The following is a 17,679-nucleotide window of genomic DNA, read 5'->3' as shown; positions in this document are numbered from 1 at the left end:
TCTGGTCTTGTTGTCGCTTACGGCTCGGCCGTGACCTGCCAGGTCCCGGCATCGATCGCGCTGACCGCATGGCCCGCCACGTTAGCATCGCTGAGCGCCGCGATGTTGAGCGCGATGGTGTCGGAGGAGCGCAGGCGATCGGGCAGGCTGCGGATCAACCGTGCAAACTTGCGTACCTCATCCTGCGCCTCGGCCATGCTGACGACCTTGAAGCGGAACGCGGTTCCCGCCGAGGTCTGGGCGAGGCGGCCGACGTCGGCCGTAATCACGGTTGCGATCTTCGGATAGCCGCCGGAGGTGCCGCGGTCCATCATCAACGCGATCGGCGCACCATTGCCGGGGACCTGGATGCTGCCGTTGACGGTGCCGTCGGAGACGATGTTGTGGCCGTGCAGGTGCTTGATGGCGGGGCCTTCGAGCCGGTAGCCCATTCGGTCGGAGGTTGCCGATATCTTCCACTCGCTGTTCAGGAACAGCGCCTTGTTGGCCTCGTCGAACTCGTCATCCTGCGGGCCCAGCAGGACCCGGATCGGACCTGTCGCAGGCTTCGGCAATTCGATGCCTCGTTCCGGCGCACCGCTCGCAGCATCGACGCTGAACTCGTCGCCGGCCTGGAGTGGGCGCGGGTAGGGGCTGCCGAGGCCGGCGCGGGCATTGACCGCGAGACTGCCGAACACCGGCTCGCCCTTGATCGCGCCCTCGATCGCGAGATAGGTGAAGGCGCCGCCGCGGGCAAAACCGAGCGTCAAGGTCTCGCCGTCCTTCAGCGTCACCGATGTGTCCATCGCCACCGGGGTTCCGGCGATGTCCGCATTGCGCGGCGCGCCTGATATCCCGACGCGGACGGCGCCGTCGCGGGCAGTGAAGGAGGCGCCGAACGGGCCGATCTCCACGGCGGCCGCGAAAGGCTCGTTGCCGACCAGCGTGTTCGCTGCCGCGAGCGACAGGCGGTCCATCGCCCCGCTGACCGTCAAGCCGTAGCGCTGCGCGCCGAAACGGCCGCCATCCTGGACCGAGCTCGCAGGGCCGATGCTGGCGACGACGAGGCGGCTCATGCGTCCACCTGCTCGGCGACGATCTCGCCGGCTTCCGCGGCGCGGTCCAGGTCCGCGAACGTCTTGTGGTCGATGGCGAAGAACGTCACGCGATCACCGGGCTCGGTGAGGAAGGTCGGCTTGCGGTGGAGCTGATAGGTTCGCACCGGCGTGCGGCCGAGCAGATGCCAGCCGCTCGGCGCGGCGAGGCACTGGATCCCGGCCTGGATGCCGCCGATCGAGATCGTACCGGCCGGCGTCAGCAGCCGCGGATTCTGCCGCCGCGACATGTGCAGCGATTTGTCGAGGCCGCTGAGATAGGACCAGCCCGGCGTGAAGCCGATCATGGCGACCTTGTAGTCGCCACCCGCATGCCGGGCGATGATGTCGTCGGGCGTGGTGTTGAGCGCCTTCGCGACATCGTCGAGGTCGATGCCATGCTCGCCGCCATAGGCCACGGGAATGCGCCAGCGGCGCGCCCTGGTGACCGGCGGCAGCGGCCGGGTGGCGATCGGGAGGATCTTCTCGCCGAGCGCGTCGAAACCGATCTTTTCGGGGTCGTAGTGGACCAGCAACGAGCGATAGGTCGGCACGGTCTCGGTGATGCCGTCGATGGGGCTTGCTGCGAGCGCCTTGTCGAGCGCCAGCACGCGCTGGTTGGCGTCCTCGTCGATGGTGCGGCTGAACTCGACCGTGACGGCGCTGTCGCCACTGGGCAGAAGGCGGGGCGGGGAAAGCGTCGCGGCCATTGAGCTGTCGAAGAGCTGTCGAAATCGGACTTTTGGAAGTGCGCGGGCTCGACGCTGAGTTCCGCGTCACCCCTGCTTCGCGTAAATGCGCCCGCAAGTCCAATAAATTAATGCAAGGGGAGCCGATAAAGCCTTGTTATCGCGTCGCATAACAGCTCAGCGGCCCTGCGTAATTGGGACCCTCTTGGCCCTTGACGCAAGGGCTGCGGCTCGCAACATGCGCGCGTTCTTTCCCGCCTATCCGGAGCTCGTTCTCGTCCATGTCGCTGTCCCCCGAAGCCCGCAAGACCCTCGCCGGCATCACCACCGCCACGATCACCACGGTCCTGCTGAAAAAGGGGCTGCGCAATGTGTGGATGCGCGGAGCCCGTCCGCTCCGCCCGGGCCTGCCGCGCCTGGTGGGTCCGGCCTTCACGCTGCGCTTCGTGCCGGCGCGTGAGGATCTGGCGACGCCGGAATCCTGGTCGTCGCCGATCTCGACCCGCACCGCGATCGAGGCGATGCCGGAAGGATGCATCGCCGTGGTCGACGCCATGGGCATCACCGATGCCGGCATCTTCGGCGACATCCTGTGCGCGCGCATGGTCAAGCGCGGCGTCACCGCGCTGGTCACCGACGGCGTCGTGCGCGACGTCGAGGGCGTGCTCGGCACCAACCTTCCGGTATGGTGCGACGGCTATGCCGCGCCGCCTTCCGTCGCGGGCCTCACCTTCGTCGGCTGGGGCGAGCCGATCGGCTGCGGCGGCGTTGCTGTTTTCCCGAACGACATCGTCGTCGCCGACCAGGACGGCTGCGTCTTGATCCCGCAGGCGATGCTCGATCACGTCCTCGCCGAGGGTGTCGAGCAGGAGCGGATGGAGGCCTGGATCGTCAACGAAGTGAACAACGGCGCGGTGCTGCCGGGCCTCTATCCCATGAATGCCGAAACCAAGGCGCGCTACGCCGCGAGCAAGAAGTAACCGGGAAGAAGAAAGGTCATTTCGATGGAGATCACTGTTGCAGGCACGCGCCCGACCCGCCACGCGCCCAAGGAACACTTCACCGGCACTGTCCTGCAGGACCCCGTGATCATGGCGCCCGCGCCGGCACGGCTGAACTGCTCGCGCGTGTCGTTCGAGCCGGGCGCGCGCACCAACTGGCATCACCATCCGCTCGGGCAGACGCTTTACGTCATTTCCGGTGTCGGCCGCATCCAGTCCAAGGGCGGGCCGATCCGCGAGATCCGTCCCGGCGACACCGTCTGGATTCCGCCGGGTGAACTGCACTGGCACGGGGCATCGCCGACCAACGCCATGTGCCACATCGCCATGCAGGAAGCGCTCGACGGCGTCTATTCGACCTGGCTCGAGCCGGTCACCGACGCGGAGTACGGGGCGGCGGTAGGCTAGAGCCTCGTGTCCCGGACAAGCTGCAGCGCCGTAAGGGGATGCGGCGCCGAGCCGGGACCCAGAGCTGCCCTGTCACGAAGCGTTCTGGTTCCCGGCTCTGCGCGGCAACGCTTCGCGTTGCCACTTGCCCGGGACACGGCAATCTACATCCGATCTGCCGTCCACGTTCCCGCGCACATGGCGCCGCGCCACGTGCCGGAGCCCGAGCTGCCGCTGAGCCGGCCGAAGCCGACGGCGCGCTTGATGCCGGTGCTCAGGGTGACGTTGATGCCGCCGGCATCGGCGACGCGATCGGACGCGTTCACCTCGAGCTTCCGGGTTCACGCTTCGCGTGCCCCGGAATGACTCGGTATTGGAGAGTGCAAAGAACTCAGTTCACGCGTGTCCAGGTCTGGCCGCCGCAGAACATGCCGCCGAAGGCGCAGCCCTGCACACGCAGCCGGTCGGTGCCCTTCATCGCGATCGTGGAATCGTAGGTCGAGCCGGAGTTCGGATCGAGGATGCGGCCGGACCATTTCTGGTCCTTGCCGGGCTTCATGTTGATCAGGACTTGCTCGCCGTTCTGGTTCGATCTGCTGTCGACCGAATAGCCGCAGAGATTACTGCCGCATTGCTCGATGCGGACCTTGCCTTCCTTCTCCTCGGTGAGCCAGACGCCGAGCGGTGAATTGAGATCGCGCGTGGGCGCTGCTGCGGGAGCAGGCGGCGCGACGGCAGCCGCCTGGACGGGGGCGGTTGCCGGGGGTGGAGCGGGCGGAGGCGGCGCCGGAGGGGCCGCAGCGACGGCCGGGGCCGGCGGTGGTGTCACGGCGGGAGCTGCCTGCTGCGTGGCCGGAGCAGGCGCCGGCGGCGGCGCAGGCGGCGGCAGCACGGCAGTCTCTGCCGGCGCATTGCTGGCGGTTGCCGCCGGAGGCGGAGCAGGCGGTGCTGCTGTGGCAGCGGGTGCAGCGGGCACAGGTGCCTGCGCAGCCGCGGGCGGTGGGGCGACGGGAGCGGGGGCTGGCGCTGCCGGCGTTTGCGGCTCGACCGTGGCCTGCTGCGGCGCTTGCTGGCCCGGGGCCGTCTCGTTCTTCTTGGCCTTCTTGGGCTTGCTCTGGCCGGTGTTGTCGTAGACGCCGGGGATCTGCACCGTGCCGCGGTCCGGATCGATGCGGATGGTGCGCCCGCCATATTCGAACGTGTACTGCGCCTGCGCTGCGGTGCTCGCCAAAAGGAATGCGGCCGTGGCCAACAGCTTCCTCATTTCCGTCTCCTGAACAGGTGGTCCCGGACCGACGCTTACGCGCCGGCTCGCTCGCCAAAAGTGATCTAGATCACTGTCGTTGGTATGAGTCGTCTTCCGATAGTTCCGGGTTCAATAGGCCCGGAGCCGGTCCAAAGTTTGGCCAGGGCAAGCGACAGGAGGATGCGGCCACAAACGCCTAAAGCATAACCCGGAAAAGCAGCGGTTTTCCGAAAAGATCTGCTCAAACAACAATCTAAAGCGCGATGACGATTCATCCTAATCGCATCGCGCTTTAGTCGAACCAGGCGGCGTAGATCTTCTTGTAGCTGCCGTCTTCCATGGCAATGTGCAGCCATTGGTCGACGAAGGCTTTCAGCGCCATGTCGCGCTGGAGCCAATAGGCCTTCTCGGAGAAGTCGAACGGCTTGTCGGGATGGACCGCGCAGAGCACCCCGGCATGCTGCTTCTGCTGGTAGCGGGTTTCGGACGCGTCCGTCATCATCAGGTCGGCGTTGCCCTTGGCAATTTCGTCGAAAATCACGGTGTTGTCGGCGAAGACAGTGATCTCGGCATCCCTGATGTTGGCACGCGCGAAGCGCTCATTGGTCCCGCCGGGATTGACGATGATTCGGATGCCCTTCTTGTCGATATCCGGAAGCGTCTGGTACTTGCCGACGTCGGCGCAGCGCGCGATCGGGGTCTTGCCCTCGCGCATGATCGGTGTAGAGAACAAGCCTTTCTTCTGCCGGTCGAGCGTGACCGAGACACCGCCCATGGCGATGTCGAATTGGTCGGCCTCGAAATCCTTCATCAGCCTCGGCCAGGCCGTGGGCACGAATTCGACCTTGACGCCGAGCGCCTTGCCGAGGGCCTGCGCCATGTCGACGTCGAAGCCGCTGAATTGCTGCGTGGTCTTGTCCAGATAGGTGAAGGGCTTGTAGTCGCCGGTCATGCCGACCCGTAGCGTGCCGCGCTTGACGATCTCGTCGAGGCGCGAAGGCGCGGCCTGCTGAGCCTGCGCCGAGACATTCACCAGCAACGCCACGGCCAAAGCCGTCCAGAACCGAACGATCATCTCTTTTCCACCCATACCCGAGCTGTCATTGTGCAGCCCTTGAGCGGTGGATTTAGACCAGATGCCTCTCGGTGGCGAGGCAGAATTGAATTGAAGGGAATCCAGAGGTGACGATCTCGATGTACGAGGCCTCAGTCGGCCTCTTCGTGCCCTATTTGCGCAACCTGTCCGCGCTGCTCGACAAGGGCGTCGCTGATGCGGAGGCCCGCAAGTTCAATCCGACGGTTCTGCTCGGCATGCGCCTTGCGCCGAACATGTATGATCTGGCGCAGCAGGTCGGCGAAGCCTGCCGCCACGCCACAGTCGCTCCGGCCTTGCTGGCCGATCGCGACCCGGTCACGCTGCCCGTGCTCGAACACGACATGGCCGGGCTTCAGGCGCGCATCGCGACGTCGATCGAGTTCATCGAAAGCCTGCCGCGCGCGGACATCGACGCGGCGGCGGAACGGAGTGTCTTCTTCAGGTTGAAGAACGGGACCGAGCTGCCTTTCACCGGGCGGACGCTGCTGCTGACGTTCAGCATCCCGCAGTTCTTCTTTCACGTCACCACGGCCTACGACCTCTTGCGGCACGCCGGCGTCGAGCTCGTGAAGAAGGATTATCTCGGACGGCGGTAGAGCTTGATCCACACCTCTCCCCGACGGCGGGGTAATCGCCGATGAGGTGTGGGTTGTGGGGCTCCGACTGTTTCTACAGCGTCATGGCCGGGCTTGTCCCGGCCATCCACGCCTCTCCACGCAGCACAAAGAACGTGGATGCCCGGGCCTTCGCCGCGCCGTGGCGGCTTCGGCCGCGCAGGCGGGACAAGCCCGGGCATGACGACCTCTGCCAAAGGTTCAAATACGATTGCCCTGTCTCCGACGGGGAGGAGGTGCAGACACATCCGGTCTGCAAGCTGCCTTACGCTTCGCCCTTGCGCTCGTAGTCGGCGAGCGAGCTTCGGCCGGCGATCTCGCTGCGCAGCTCTTCGAAGCGACGATGTGACTCGTCCTCCCGCTCGTCAACGAAGCGCACGGCGGCCTCGCTCGTCATCGGGCCGCTGACCACGGGGGCAGATTGCTCGCCGATGGTCTCGTGGACGTAGAACTGGCCGTCATCGCCGCGATGGACCGTCCATTTGAGGCGGATCGCGACCATCGGGCCGGGGCCAACCTTGCTGTAGCCGTCCGCATCGGTGTGCTCCGGCACTAGCGGCTGCTCATCGACCATTGGATGCTCGTCGACCGCATGATGTTCTTCGGCGGACGGCTCCTCACCGACGACGACCATCTCGGTCTCCCGGATGGTCTCGGTCTCACGAATGACGAGGACGGGCTCGGGGTGCTCCAGGATGCTGGCGATGGTCGCGAGCGCGTGGTCGGTCGGGTCGATCTCTGACAAGGGTTCATCCTCCAGCTCGACGCGGCCGGCCAGTCTGTCCCACTGCCGCCGCGGCGGGTCTTATTACGCGCGCTTGATTAAGGCTGAGTTGGGGCTCGATTTGCACCAAAATGGGACGCTTTCTGGCACTCCGAAGGCGGGCGCACCCGACGCCCGCCCGGAGCTCGGCTCAGCCCAGCACGTCCTGATTGATGACGTTTTGCCGGATGGGATCGCCGTCCAGCACACTCAGGATGTTGCGCGCAGTCTGCTCGCTCATGCGGCTCACCGCCTCGACGGTGACGCCGGCCACATGCGGGGCCATGATGACGTTTGCCAGCGCAAACAGCGCGTTGCTGACCGGCGGCGGCTCCACCTCGAAGACGTCGATGCCGGCGCCGGCGAGCTTGCCGGAGACCAGGGCGTCGTAGAGCGCTGTTTCCTTCACGATGCCGCCGCGCGCGGTGTTGATGAGGTAGGATTTCGGCTTCATCCGCCCGATCCGCGCCGCGTTGAACAGGCCGACCGTCTCCGGCGTCTTCGGGCAATGGATCGTGACGAAATCGGCGTTGGGCAGCGCGGCGTCGAGGTCGGTGACGGGCTCGCAGCCGGCGGCCTTGATTTCGGCGGCTTCCTTGTAGGGATCGTAGACCTGGACGTTCATCTCGAACGCCAGGCAGCGCTTGGCGGTGCGAGTACCGATGCGGCCGAAGCCGACGATCAGCACGGTCTTGCCGTAGAGATCGAACGGCAGCATGCCGAGCCGGTCGGCCCATTTGCCGTCCCTGACACAGGCGTGCATCTCCTGCGCGCGCTTGGCCAGCGTCAGCATCATGAACAGCGCCGCTTCCGCAACCGAGGGCGAGTTCGCGCTGCCCGCCACCATCAGCGGCACCTTGCGGCGGGAGAGGGCGGGCACGTCGACGGCGTCGTAGCCGACGCCGATGCGGGTCACCACCTTCATGTCTTTTGATGCCTCGAGCTCGGTCTCGCCGAAGGCGGTGGCGCCGAGGGCCACGCCGTGGACTGGGGCATGGCTCTTCAGCAAGGTCTCGAAGTCCTTCGCCGAGATCAGGTTCGGAAACTCGACGAGCTCGATATCGTCCCGCTGGGTGAGGAGGGCACGTGCCCCTTGCGACAAAGTTTGTGTAATGAAAATCTTCTTCTTGTTGGTCGCCATCGCTCCCCTGCCTGCTCGCGTTTCTTCACAGCGTCACAACACGACGCCGGTCTCTTCATTTAGCAGGTGCATGTTGTTGAGGTCCATCGCCAGGCGCATGGGTGCCCCGTCCTTGGCGCCGGCATTGGGATTGACGCGGCCGCAGACCGGCGTGCCGTCGAGCCCGAAATAGACCAGGGTCTCCATGCCCATCGGCTCGGTCACGTCGAGCACGGTATCGAAGGTCTCGACCCCGGACTCGAGATGCGCGTGCGACTCGGTGAGATGCTCGGGCCGGAGGCCCAGCAGCAGCTTGTCGGTGCGTGGCAGCGCGTTGTAACGCGCGGCGCGGGCCGGCGGCAGCGGGAAAGCGATGCGGTCGGTGAGGCGGATCTGAAGCGTGCTGCCGACATCTTCGAGCCGGCACGGAATGAAGTTCATCGCCGGCGAGCCGATGAAGCCCGCGACGAAGCGCGTCGCCGGCTTGTGGTAAAGCTCGTTCGGCGTGCCGATCTGCTCGATCCGGCCCTTGTTCATCACCACCACCCGATCGGCCAGCGTCATCGCCTCGACCTGGTCGTGGGTGACGTAGACCGTGGTGGTGCGCACCTTCTGGTGCACCTTCTTGATCTCGATCCGCATCTGCACGCGGAGCTTGGCGTCGAGATTGGACAGCGGCTCGTCGAACAGGAAGACCTTTGGATTGCGTACGATGGCCCGGCCCATGGCGACGCGCTGGCGCTGGCCGCCGGAGAGCTGCTTCGGCTTGCGGTCGATCAGGTCGGTGATGTCGAGGAGGCGGGCGGCCTCCGTCACCCGTGCCTTGATCTCGGCCTTGGGGTAGTGCTTCAGGCGCAGCCCGAACGACATGTTCTCCGCGACCGTCATGTGCGGATAGAGCGCGTAGTTCTGGAACACCATCGCGATGTCGCGGTCCTTTGGCGGCACGTCGTTGACGACGTCGCCGCCGATCATGATGTCGCCGTCGCTGATGTCCTCGAGGCCTGCGATCATGCGCAGCGTCGTCGACTTGCCGCAGCCGGAGGGGCCGACCAGCACGATGAACTCATGATCGGCGATGTCGAGGTCGATGCCGCGCACGGCTTCGACGTCGTCGTAACGCTTGACTACCTTCCGCAAAGCAACGTCAGCCATCGAACTTCAGCTCCTCGTCATCAACCCTTTGTCGCGCCGGCGGTCAGGCCGGCAATGTAGTAGTCCATCAGGAAAGCGTAGATGATCAGCGGCGGCGCGGCGCCGAGCAGCGCGCCGGTCATGATCTGCCCCCAGTTGAAGACGTCGCCCTTGATCAGCGTGGTGGTGATGCCGACCGGCAGCACGAGCTGGTCGACCGACGTCGTGAACACGAGGGGATAGAGGAACTGCGCCCAGGACACCGTGAAGGCGAAGATGGTCGCTGCGATCAGCCCGGGCAGGGCGACCGGGATGAAGATCCGCGTCAGCGTCTGCAACCAGGAGGCGCCGTCGATGAGCGCGGCTTCATCGAGCTCCTTCGGAATCGAGGCGAAATAGCCGATCATGATCCAGGTGCAGAACGGCACGGTCAGCGTCGGATAGATGAACAGCAGCACGTACCATCTGTTGAGCAGCGTGATGCCGGTGTAGTCCTGGACCAACGCCAGCATCTTGAACAGCGGAATGAACAACAGGCTGTCCGGGATGAGGTAGGTGAGGAAGACGCCGGTTGCCAGCGTCGTCGAGCCCCAGAACTTCATCCGCGCCAGTGCAAACGCCGCGGGGACGCTGATCAGCATGGTCACGAGGACGACCGCGAGCGAGACGATCGACGAATTCCAGAAGAAGCGCAGGAACTGGTTGGAGGTCAGGAGCTCGACATAGTTCGACAAGGTGGGGTGAAACACCCACCAGGGATTGGTCGCCGCCGATATTTCCGCGCTACTCTTGAGCGAGGTGATCAGCATGTAGATCGGCGGCGTCAGGAAGAAGATCGCGAACAGCACCAGGAAGAAATAGGACCAGCGCAGCGCCCAGGCGCGGTCCCGGCTCATGCTGCCGTACTTGATCTTCCGCGACGGTCCGGCCTTGTCGATTGCAAGCGTGCTCATCAGGCTTCATTCCCGCGTTTGGAGACATCGCGCAGGATGAAGATCGCTGCGACGGCGAGGATCGGCACCATGAACAGCGAGACGCTGGCGCCGAGTGGAATGTCGCTGCCCTCGATGCCGACCTTGAAGGCCCAGGTGGCGAAGATATGCGTCTGGTCGAGCGGGCCCCCCGAGGTCAGGATGCGCACGATGTCGAAATTGGCGAAGGTCACGATCAGCGAGAACAGCGCCGTGATCGCGATGATATTCCGCATCATCGGCAGCGTGACGTACCAGATCTTCTGCCACCAATTGGCGCCGTCGATCGCCGCGGCCTCGTAGAGCTGGTCCGGCACCGATTTCAGCGCGGCCAGATACATGATCATGAAGAACGGCGCGCCGTACCAGATGTTGACGAGGATGACGGAAAAGCGCGCCCAAACATTGTCGCCGAGCCAGTTGATCGGGCCGATGCCGAAGAATGAGAGCGTGTAGTTGAAGGCACTGTAGGAGGGGTCGAACAGCCACAGCCACGCCAGCGTGCTCATCGCCGGCGGGATCACCCAGGGCACCAGCAGCATGCCGCGCCATTTGCGCTGCCCCTTGGCCGGAATGTTGTGCACGAAATGGGCGACGATGAATCCGATCAGCGCCTTGAAGAACACGGCCGTGACGGCAAAGATGCAGGACTGCTTCACCACCATCCAGAAGGTGTCGCGCTTGAACAGGAACAGGAAGTTGCCGAAGCCGACGAACTTCTGCATCGACTTGTTCAGGGTGGCGAGATGGACGGAGTAGACGGCGGGATAGAGCACGAGGAGCGCTATCAGCAGGATCAGCGGCAGCGTCAGGAAGAACGCGACCGTCGATTTTCGTCCCAGGACATTGCGAAGGCTGGCCGGCTTGCGCGCGCGCGCCGCACGGACCGCTTGACCTTGCTCAACGACGACATCGGCCATGGCGTAGCTTTCTCGGAAATTGTCGACTGGCGAAGCCGGCCCGATCGGCCGGCTCCTCGATTGGCGGCACGCGGTGCATGGCGGCTCACGTCTCAAGCGCGAGCCGCCTGGCACACGCCCGGCATCAACTCCGCATGAAGCCCTCGCACTCGCCTTCGGCCCAGGCGAGCGTGGCCTCCATCTTTTCGCCCTGCGCATAGCGCAGTGCCATCTTGGTCAACGTCGCCTGGAAGTAGATCTGCTGTGCGATCTTGGGCGGCGCCGGAGACGCTGCGATCGACAGCGTCTGATGGTTGTTGGGGTTCGGATAGTGATACAGCGTCCCCTTCGGCGGCCCTTCCTCCGCCCAGGTCTTCAGCGTCGTCATGTTGGCGTAGGCGGGCAGATCGTAGCCGCCGCTCGCCGCGACGAACTTTTCGATCGATGACGGCTGCGACAGGTAGGTGAGGAGGCTCTTGGCCGCTTCCTTGTTCTTGCTGAAGCTCCAGAGACCCCAGAAGTACGGCAGGTAGGGTGCGAAGCGGCCCTTGGGCCCGGACGGCATGCCGTGCGTCCAGCACTGCTCGGCGATCTGCGGCGCGTCGCGCCTTGCGACCGCCCAGGCGCTCGGCGGATTCAGGATCATCGCGCCGCGGCCCGAGATCAGCCATTTGTTGTTCGAGGCATCGTCCCAGGACGGAGCGTCCGGCGGCAGGAAGGCGATCAGCTTCTTGTAGTATTCGAGCGCCTGACGAACGGCATCGGTCTTCACCGTGACGTCGCCCTTGGCGTTGACGAGCTCGGCACCGAACGACTGGAAGATCGCGCCTGCAGTGTCGACGCTGTCGGTGGTTTCGCCGAGGCCGATCCCGAATGGCACGCCGCCTTTGTGGCAGGCCTCGGCCGCCTTGAGGAAGGTCTCCAACGTCCAATTGTCCGCCTTTGCGGGCGCACCGACAGGGTACATCTCCTGCACGTCGATGCCGGCATGCTTCTTCATCAGATCGATGCGGGAGCAGGGTCCCTTGATCTGGCTTCCCGGGGTTGCGGGAACGGCGAGCCACTTGCCGCCGGCCTGGCCGAGATATTTGACGGTGCCGTTGACCTCGCCGTTCTGCTTGATGAGCGGCTCCATGACGTCGTTCACCGGCTCGAGATTTTCAGCGTAGGCGTGCGGCCACCAGGTCGGCATCTGCAGGATGTCGTGACCGGATTTTGCCTGGGCCTCGGCTGCGACCGTAAGTTGGATCTTGTTGTTGTTGCTGGTGATGTAGTCGATCGAGACTTCGACCTTCTCCTTTTCGCCCCATGCTTTGACCATGGCGGTGGAGGCATCGTTGGCATTCGGAACCCAATGGTCCCAGAAGCCGATCGAGAGCTTGCCGGCGGCGTAGGCGCCCCGGACGTAGGGCGCCGTGATCAGCGCCGCGGAGGACATTGCAGTGGCAGCCACAAATTGACGTCGCGTCAGTGTCTTGCGTGACATCTCGTTTCCTCGCCTGGGTGTTGTTGTTGGAGTTTCCTCTGAGAGACTTTATGAGTTTCTTGTTTTCGAATTTTCTTATTGATGCCGGCGGTCGACGTGAAAACTCACACCGCCCGGGGCAAATTGGTAGCGCGATCAGATCATGATTGATGGCGTCTGTCGAGAAAGCCTAGCGGCTCCGCGTCTAAAACTAACGTTGTGCCCGAGACGCGCGTCGCTGCATGTCAGGGCCATGCGTCGAACGTGAACCGCGAACGCACATTTTGCGACGCACACAGCGCACGGGCCAACCCGGAACGATCCGTTGCGCAATTACGCCGCAGTTTCGAATGAGCTTGCATAACCGCTTCGCGCGACAGACTTTTCCGGCGTGGACAGCAGTCGGCCGTGTCTGGACCGCAAAGCGCTGGAAACGATAGAGTTCTGCTGGTGGTTTGCTTCCGCCCGCCAAGACCAATTGGATCGACGATGGAGACGAGAATGATCAATGCGGCGCCGCCAGCGCGGCCTTACCTGCGACGATGGCTCGCGCTGGGGTCCATGCTCGCGCTGTTGCTCGGCGCAGCGACGTGGGCGAATGCTCAAGGATTGGTCAAAGGCGTTCAGGAAGGCGCTGCGGCCGGGAACAAGGCGGCAGGTCCGGTCGGTGGCGTGCTCGGCGGCGCAATCGGCGGCGTGGTTGGGGTCTTCACGGGCGTGCTCGGCGTCGGCAACAACAACGGCGGCAATCCTCCGCCGGCCGCCAGGGAGTCCAGCAAGGACGCCAAGCAGCAAGGCGCAGCCAAGGACAAGGATGCCAAGAGCGCCAAGCCGGGCAAGGGCGCCAAAGCGACCAAAGAGGCGAAGAACACGCCGCAGGACAAGGGCAACAAGGACGTCACGGTTCTCACCCAGCCCGGCACGCCGCAGCTGACCGCCGAACAGATCGTCGCCAACAGCGATTCCTACATCGAGCGGATCAAGACCCAGCTGAACCTCACGCCGGACCAGGAGAAGCACTGGTACGGCTTCTCGAGCGCGATGCACTACCTCGGGCATAATGGTGCAGAGCGGCTCAACCTGAGGGTTGCGCGCGCCAAGCGGGATCCGCCCGACGACATCATCGAGCAGATGCGCAACGAGGCCCAATTCCTGATTGATCGCGCCGCCGACCAGCGCAACGTTGCCGACGCTGCCGAGCCGCTCTATTCGAGCCTCGACGACAAGCAGAAGCAGGTCTTCATTCAGGAGATGGTGCACCTCAGTCACGAGCGGGGGCTGGACTGATCAAGTTGAATCGGTCCGGGCGGGGCCGAATTAACGGCGCCCGCCACGAATTCGTGAATCCTCCCCGCAATTCGATTATGATTAGCTTCGCAAGCTGACTGCGGGGTTGATATGGCGGACGGACTCTCCGTTTTCCTGGTCGAAGACGAGGCGTTGATCCGGATGATGATGGCCGACATGGTGGCGGAACTCGGCCACCACGTCGTCGCGGAAGCGGATAATGTGCGCGACGCCAGCGCCTTTGCCATGACCGCGCAATACGACATGGCCATCCTCGACATCAATCTCATGGGCGTCTACGTCGATCCCGTCGCCGATCTGATCGAACGTCGCGGAAAACCGTTTCTGTTCGCCACCGGCTACGGTCCGGAACTGCTGCCGTCCTTGCTCCGACGCAGGCCGATCCTGCGCAAGCCGATCGCAATGGATCAGCTCAAGGCGATGATCGATTCGATGTTTCCCGGGCCGTCAACCAAAACCCCAGGCTGACCGATCACGCCCGACGCGCACGGCCGCAGGGTGATTCAGCCGACTCAGTTGCGACCGTTCCTCAGCACCTTGGCAATGGTGTGGGCCGTCATGGCTGCGCGATCCGACGCGCGCTGAGCGGCCAGCCGGTCGCGCGCCTTTTCCTCGATCAGGAGTTCGATCAGGGCCAGCCGCTTGTCTTCGCTGTCCGCTTCGCTCAGCAGACGGTGATAGCGGTGATAGTCGAAACCCAGATCCTGCTTACGCATGTCACGCCCCCGCAACTACGCCACACACGGAGAGATTGTTTCGCATCTGAAACATGCACGCAAGCACGTTCCCGCCTGGAACCGGGCGCGTGCTGAATCATCTGTGAATTACTGGAATACGCCAGCAAGCGGAGCGTGATCGTCCGTCAATCCGCAGTGTGGTCGGCAAACATCTTCAGGCCGACGAAGCTCGCATCGGGCTTGATCACCAGCCTGGTCGGGATGTCGCGCAGATAGTCCTGGAAACGTCCCTTGGCTTCAAAGCGCGCCCGGAACGCGGAGGCCGCGAGGAACTCGCGAAAGCGCGGCACGATTCCGCCGGCGATATAGACGCCGCCGCGCGCGCCGAAAGTCACGGCGAGATTGCCGGCAACCGAGCCAAGGATGGCGCAAAACATCTCCAGCGTCGCGCGGCTGACGGGACAGCTGCCCTCCAGCGCAGCCTTGGTGATGGCGGCGGCGTCGCGATGCGGCACCTGGACGCCATCGATCTCGCCCAAGGCTTCATAGAGGTTCTGCAGTCCGGAACCCGAGAGGGCGCCACGTTCGATGGAGACATGGCCGAGGCGCCGGCGCAAGCAGGCGATCACACGTTCCTCGCGCTCGTTCTCGGCCGGCAGGGTCGCATGTCCGGCCTCAGTGACGACCGCCAGTCGCGAACCATGGCGTTCGATCAGACAGGAGACACCAAAGCCAGTTCCGGGCCCGACGACGAGCAACGGCTCTCCGGGCAGGCCATCGCCTCCGCCGAGCGGGATCAGATCGGCAGGCTGCAAGGCGGGCAGGGACCAGGCGACCACCTCGAAGTCGTTCAGCACGTGCACGCTGTCGAAGCCGAGCGCGGGCTGCAGCTCGTTGCCGTCGATGACCCAGGGGCTGTTGGTCATGACGCAGCGGTTGTTGGTGACGGGACCGGCAACGGCCAGCACCGCCCTTTGGGGCTGCTCGCCGCCTGACCGGCGCGCCAGGACATCCGCGATGGCTTCCCGTACCGTCGGGAAGTCGGCGACCTTCACGTAGTCGATCGGTCCGGTCTGATCGTTCCGGTTCAGCGCGAAGCGCGCATTGGTGCCGCCGATATCGGCGAGAAGAATGGTTCCTGTCTTGCCGATGCCCATAGCCCTGCGGCTTCCGCGGCCTTGCGGCCCTCGGGAACCTTCTCCTCCGTTCCTGATCCGATCCGCAAGCCGCGGACGGTCTGAGAATCCTCGCTTGGTTGTTCCTAGTCAACACGGACAAGGTCAAACCGTTGCATTCTGGGTAAATCCTGGCCGTCAGCGCGGTATCGCCGCACGCGGTCGGTGGTTGCTAAGCTGCGCCGGAAGATCGACATTGGGAAGGAGCGTCCGGCGCCTGACGCCGGGCGGATCGAGTGGGGCCTTGCAATGAAGATTTCCGACCGCGACGTGTTGCTGGTGATCGACGTACAGAACGACTTCTGTACCGGCGGAGCGCTCGCCGTTCCCAGTGGCGAGAAGGTCGTCCCTGCCATCAATCGGATCGCCCAGAAATTCGCCAATGTGGTGCTGACCCAGGACTGGCATCCGAGCGACCACGTCTCGTTCGCGTCAAACCATGCGGGCAAGCAGCCGTTCCAGGTCATCGAGCTCGACTACGGCACGCAGGTGCTATGGCCGGCGCACTGCGTGCAAGGCACGGCGGGCGCCGAATTTCATCGCGATCTCGACCTGACGCGGGCAGGCCTCGTGGTGCGCAAGGGCTTTCGCCGTGGCATCGATTCCTATTCGGCGCTGTTCGAGAACGACCATCGGACGCCGACCGGACTCCTCGGCTATTTGCGCGAACGCGAGCTGAAGACCGTCTTTGTCGCCGGTCTGGCGCTGGACTTCTGCGTCCGCTTCTCGGCGGAGGATGCGCGTAAGGCGGGGTTGGAGGTGGCCGTCATCGAGGATGCCTGCCGTGGCATCGATCTCGACGGCTCGGTGGCCGCGACCCATCAAAGTTTCAGGGACCGCGGCATCGCTGTCGTCAGCCTCGAGGCGTTCCTGTGAGGATATAGAGGTAGCCATGGTGGAGAGGACCGCCAGACAGCCACGTAGACCAGGGCATGCCCCTGACGATCCACGGATGTGGCCGTTTGCGGCGGCGCAGCTCGCCATGGATGCCTGTTTCTGGTGGCTGGAGCGCGGACCCGCGAAGCAGGGTGAGAGCAGGCTGCCATGGACGACGCCCAACAGCGTTGCCCTGGAGCTCGCAACGATGCAACTGCGCGATTGCTCGCGGACCCGGTCCGGCCAGCCGGCGCTGGTCTGCGCCCCCTATGCGCTGCATCGGGCCCTGATCGCCGATTTCGCGCCAGGCCATAGCGTGGTGCAGTCGCTGCAAGAAGGCGGTGTCGAGAGGATCTATGTCACCGACTGGCGGTCGGCCACCCCCAGCATGCGCTATCTCTCGATCGACAGCTATCTCGCCGACCTCAACGTCGCCATCGACGAGATCGGTGCGCCGGTCGATCTCGTCGGCCTTTGCCAGGGCGGATGGCTGTCGCTGCTCTACGCGGCGCGCTTTCCAGCCAAGGTGCGGCGGCTGGTCCTGGTCGGTGCTCCCGTGGACTTGTCGATCGATTCCTCGCTTTCGCGCCTCGCCCGCAACGCGCCCGAGCTGGTCTACGACCAGCTCGTCTCGCGCGGCGGCGGCAATGTCAGCGGCGAGGAGATGTTGCACTTCTGGTCCAAGGCGCCTGATAGCGACGATATCGCAGCGGCATTGCAGCGGGATCTCTCGGACGAGCAGGGCACCGCGCTGCTCGCGCGCTTCGACCGCTGGAACGCCGAGACGCTCAATCTGCCGGGCACTTACTATCTCCAGATCGTCAACGGAATTTTCCGGGAGAACCGGATTGCCGGGGGCAGTTTCGTCGCGCTCGGCCGCCCGGTTCATCTGAAGGACGTCAAGACGCCAATCTTCCTACTGGCCGGGCTCGACGACGATGTGGTGCCGGCGGCGCAAGCGCTCGCCACCGCCGGGCTCGTCGGCACACCGCCAGCCTTCATTGCGGCGGCCTCCGAGCCGAGCAATCATCTTGGACTGTTCATAGGCGCGCGCACCCACGCGCATGCCTGGCGCCGGATCGCCGGGTGGCTGCGCGACGATCTGCCCGGCGTGCTGGCCCGCAGCGCCTGAGCTCGCCGGCGCCGGGCGGGCCGCGCTGCAAGTCCGTTATGCATGCCGGCGGA

At 64.6% G+C, this 17,679-nt stretch carries 19 protein-coding genes and 1 pseudogene; 7 read left to right on the top strand and 13 right to left on the bottom strand.

Annotated features, from left to right (window positions below; genetic code table 11):
- Positions 1–17: 17 nt before the first annotated feature.
- Positions 18–1,055 carry a 5-oxoprolinase subunit C family protein gene (locus H1B27_RS12900; protein ID WP_197966307.1) on the bottom strand — a complete coding sequence of 346 codons (1,038 nt, stop codon included), beginning with the start codon at positions 1,053–1,055 and terminating at the stop codon, positions 18–20.
- The gene (gene pxpB, locus H1B27_RS12895; RefSeq protein ID WP_197966306.1) at positions 1,052–1,783 is read right to left on the bottom strand and encodes a 5-oxoprolinase subunit PxpB; all 732 of its coding nucleotides are present in this window, start codon (positions 1,781–1,783) and stop codon (positions 1,052–1,054) included. The genes H1B27_RS12900 and pxpB overlap by 4 nt, the downstream gene beginning before the upstream one ends.
- Positions 1,784–2,043: 260 nt before the next feature.
- Between pxpB and H1B27_RS12890 the strand changes: the two genes are divergently transcribed.
- Both H1B27_RS12890 and H1B27_RS12885 read left to right on the top strand, forming a co-directional pair.
- Complete coding sequence (locus tag H1B27_RS12890; protein WP_027550912.1) at positions 2,044–2,742, top strand: ribonuclease activity regulator RraA; 699 nt, start codon at positions 2,044–2,046, stop codon at positions 2,740–2,742.
- 24 nt (positions 2,743–2,766) lie between these two features.
- Positions 2,767–3,171, top strand: coding sequence for a (R)-mandelonitrile lyase (locus tag H1B27_RS12885; RefSeq protein WP_197966305.1), 405 nt, complete (start codon positions 2,767–2,769; stop codon positions 3,169–3,171).
- Positions 3,172–3,314: 143 nt separating this feature from the next.
- On the opposite strand, the pseudogene H1B27_RS12880 reads toward H1B27_RS12885, so the two are convergent.
- The 3 genes and pseudogenes from H1B27_RS12880 to H1B27_RS12870 form a co-directional block, all read right to left on the bottom strand.
- Positions 3,315–3,476, bottom strand: a pseudogene (locus H1B27_RS12880) (hypothetical protein); the annotation flags it as partial.
- A gap of 65 nt (positions 3,477–3,541) precedes the next feature.
- Positions 3,542–4,414: a DUF2147 domain-containing protein gene (locus H1B27_RS12875; protein WP_197966304.1), complete on the bottom strand. Its 873-nt coding sequence runs from the start codon at positions 4,412–4,414 to the stop codon at positions 3,542–3,544.
- Between the two features lie 274 nt (positions 4,415–4,688).
- A complete protein-coding gene (locus H1B27_RS12870) occupies positions 4,689–5,471 on the bottom strand; it encodes a transporter substrate-binding domain-containing protein (protein ID WP_061881684.1) in 783 nt (260 codons plus the stop codon).
- A 119-nt stretch (positions 5,472–5,590) separates the two neighbouring features.
- Here H1B27_RS12870 and H1B27_RS12865 point away from each other — a divergent pair, with 119 nt between their 5' ends.
- Positions 5,591–6,088 (top strand): DUF1993 domain-containing protein, encoded by a 498-nt coding sequence (locus H1B27_RS12865; protein ID WP_061881683.1) that lies wholly within the window; start codon positions 5,591–5,593, stop codon positions 6,086–6,088.
- Positions 6,089–6,371: 283 nt separating this feature from the next.
- On the opposite strand, the gene H1B27_RS12860 is transcribed toward H1B27_RS12865, so the two are convergent.
- The 6 genes from H1B27_RS12860 to H1B27_RS12835 all read right to left on the bottom strand — a co-directional run bounded on the left by H1B27_RS12860 (position 6,372) and on the right by H1B27_RS12835 (position 12,479).
- Positions 6,372–6,851, bottom strand: coding sequence for a hypothetical protein (locus H1B27_RS12860; RefSeq protein WP_061881682.1), 480 nt, complete (start codon positions 6,849–6,851; stop codon positions 6,372–6,374).
- 169 nt (positions 6,852–7,020) lie between these two features.
- The gene (locus H1B27_RS12855) at positions 7,021–8,010 is read right to left on the bottom strand and encodes a hydroxyacid dehydrogenase (RefSeq protein WP_197966303.1); all 990 of its coding nucleotides are present in this window, start codon (positions 8,008–8,010) and stop codon (positions 7,021–7,023) included.
- Between the two features lie 33 nt (positions 8,011–8,043).
- On the bottom strand, positions 8,044–9,144 hold the full coding sequence (locus H1B27_RS12850; RefSeq protein WP_197966302.1) for an ABC transporter ATP-binding protein: 1,101 nt from the start codon (positions 9,142–9,144) through the stop codon (positions 8,044–8,046).
- A 20-nt stretch (positions 9,145–9,164) separates the two neighbouring features.
- On the bottom strand, positions 9,165–10,076 hold the full coding sequence (locus tag H1B27_RS12845; protein ID WP_197966301.1) for a carbohydrate ABC transporter permease: 912 nt from the start codon (positions 10,074–10,076) through the stop codon (positions 9,165–9,167).
- On the bottom strand, positions 10,076–11,014 hold the full coding sequence (locus tag H1B27_RS12840; RefSeq protein ID WP_061881678.1) for a carbohydrate ABC transporter permease: 939 nt from the start codon (positions 11,012–11,014) through the stop codon (positions 10,076–10,078). Before H1B27_RS12840 ends, H1B27_RS12845 begins: the two co-directional genes overlap by 1 nt.
- Positions 11,015–11,138: 124 nt before the next feature.
- Positions 11,139–12,479, bottom strand: coding sequence for an ABC transporter substrate-binding protein (locus H1B27_RS12835; RefSeq protein ID WP_194393933.1), 1,341 nt, complete (start codon positions 12,477–12,479; stop codon positions 11,139–11,141).
- Positions 12,480–12,959: 480 nt separating this feature from the next.
- Between H1B27_RS12835 and H1B27_RS12830 the strand changes: the two genes are divergently transcribed.
- Both H1B27_RS12830 and H1B27_RS12825 read left to right on the top strand, forming a co-directional pair.
- Complete coding sequence (locus H1B27_RS12830; RefSeq protein ID WP_197966300.1) at positions 12,960–13,745, top strand: Spy/CpxP family protein refolding chaperone; 786 nt, start codon at positions 12,960–12,962, stop codon at positions 13,743–13,745.
- 111 nt (positions 13,746–13,856) lie between these two features.
- Positions 13,857–14,234, top strand: a complete 378-nt coding sequence (locus H1B27_RS12825; protein WP_061881675.1) for a response regulator — start codon at positions 13,857–13,859, stop codon at positions 14,232–14,234.
- A gap of 44 nt (positions 14,235–14,278) precedes the next feature.
- Here H1B27_RS12825 and H1B27_RS12820 read toward each other — a convergent pair whose 3' ends face one another.
- On the bottom strand, positions 14,279–14,482 hold the full coding sequence (locus H1B27_RS12820; RefSeq protein WP_061881674.1) for a hypothetical protein: 204 nt from the start codon (positions 14,480–14,482) through the stop codon (positions 14,279–14,281).
- 146 nt (positions 14,483–14,628) lie between these two features.
- Entirely contained in the window at positions 14,629–15,600 is a 972-nt protein-coding gene (gene glk, locus H1B27_RS12815; RefSeq protein WP_197966299.1) for a glucokinase, read from the bottom strand.
- A 267-nt stretch (positions 15,601–15,867) separates the two neighbouring features.
- On the opposite strand from glk, the gene pncA reads away from it, so the two are divergent.
- Positions 15,868–16,494 carry a bifunctional nicotinamidase/pyrazinamidase gene (pncA, locus tag H1B27_RS12810; RefSeq protein WP_197966298.1) on the top strand — a complete coding sequence of 209 codons (627 nt, stop codon included), beginning with the start codon at positions 15,868–15,870 and terminating at the stop codon, positions 16,492–16,494.
- A gap of 16 nt (positions 16,495–16,510) precedes the next feature.
- A complete protein-coding gene (locus H1B27_RS12805) occupies positions 16,511–17,626 on the top strand; it encodes an alpha/beta fold hydrolase (protein WP_197966297.1) in 1,116 nt (371 codons plus the stop codon).
- Positions 17,627–17,679 lie beyond the last annotated feature (53 nt).

It is taken from the genome of Bradyrhizobium diversitatis (assembly GCF_016031635.1).
Taxonomy (GTDB): Bacteria; Pseudomonadota; Alphaproteobacteria; order Rhizobiales; family Xanthobacteraceae; genus Bradyrhizobium; species Bradyrhizobium diversitatis.
This window is presented reverse-complemented; position numbering and strand designations above follow the sequence as displayed.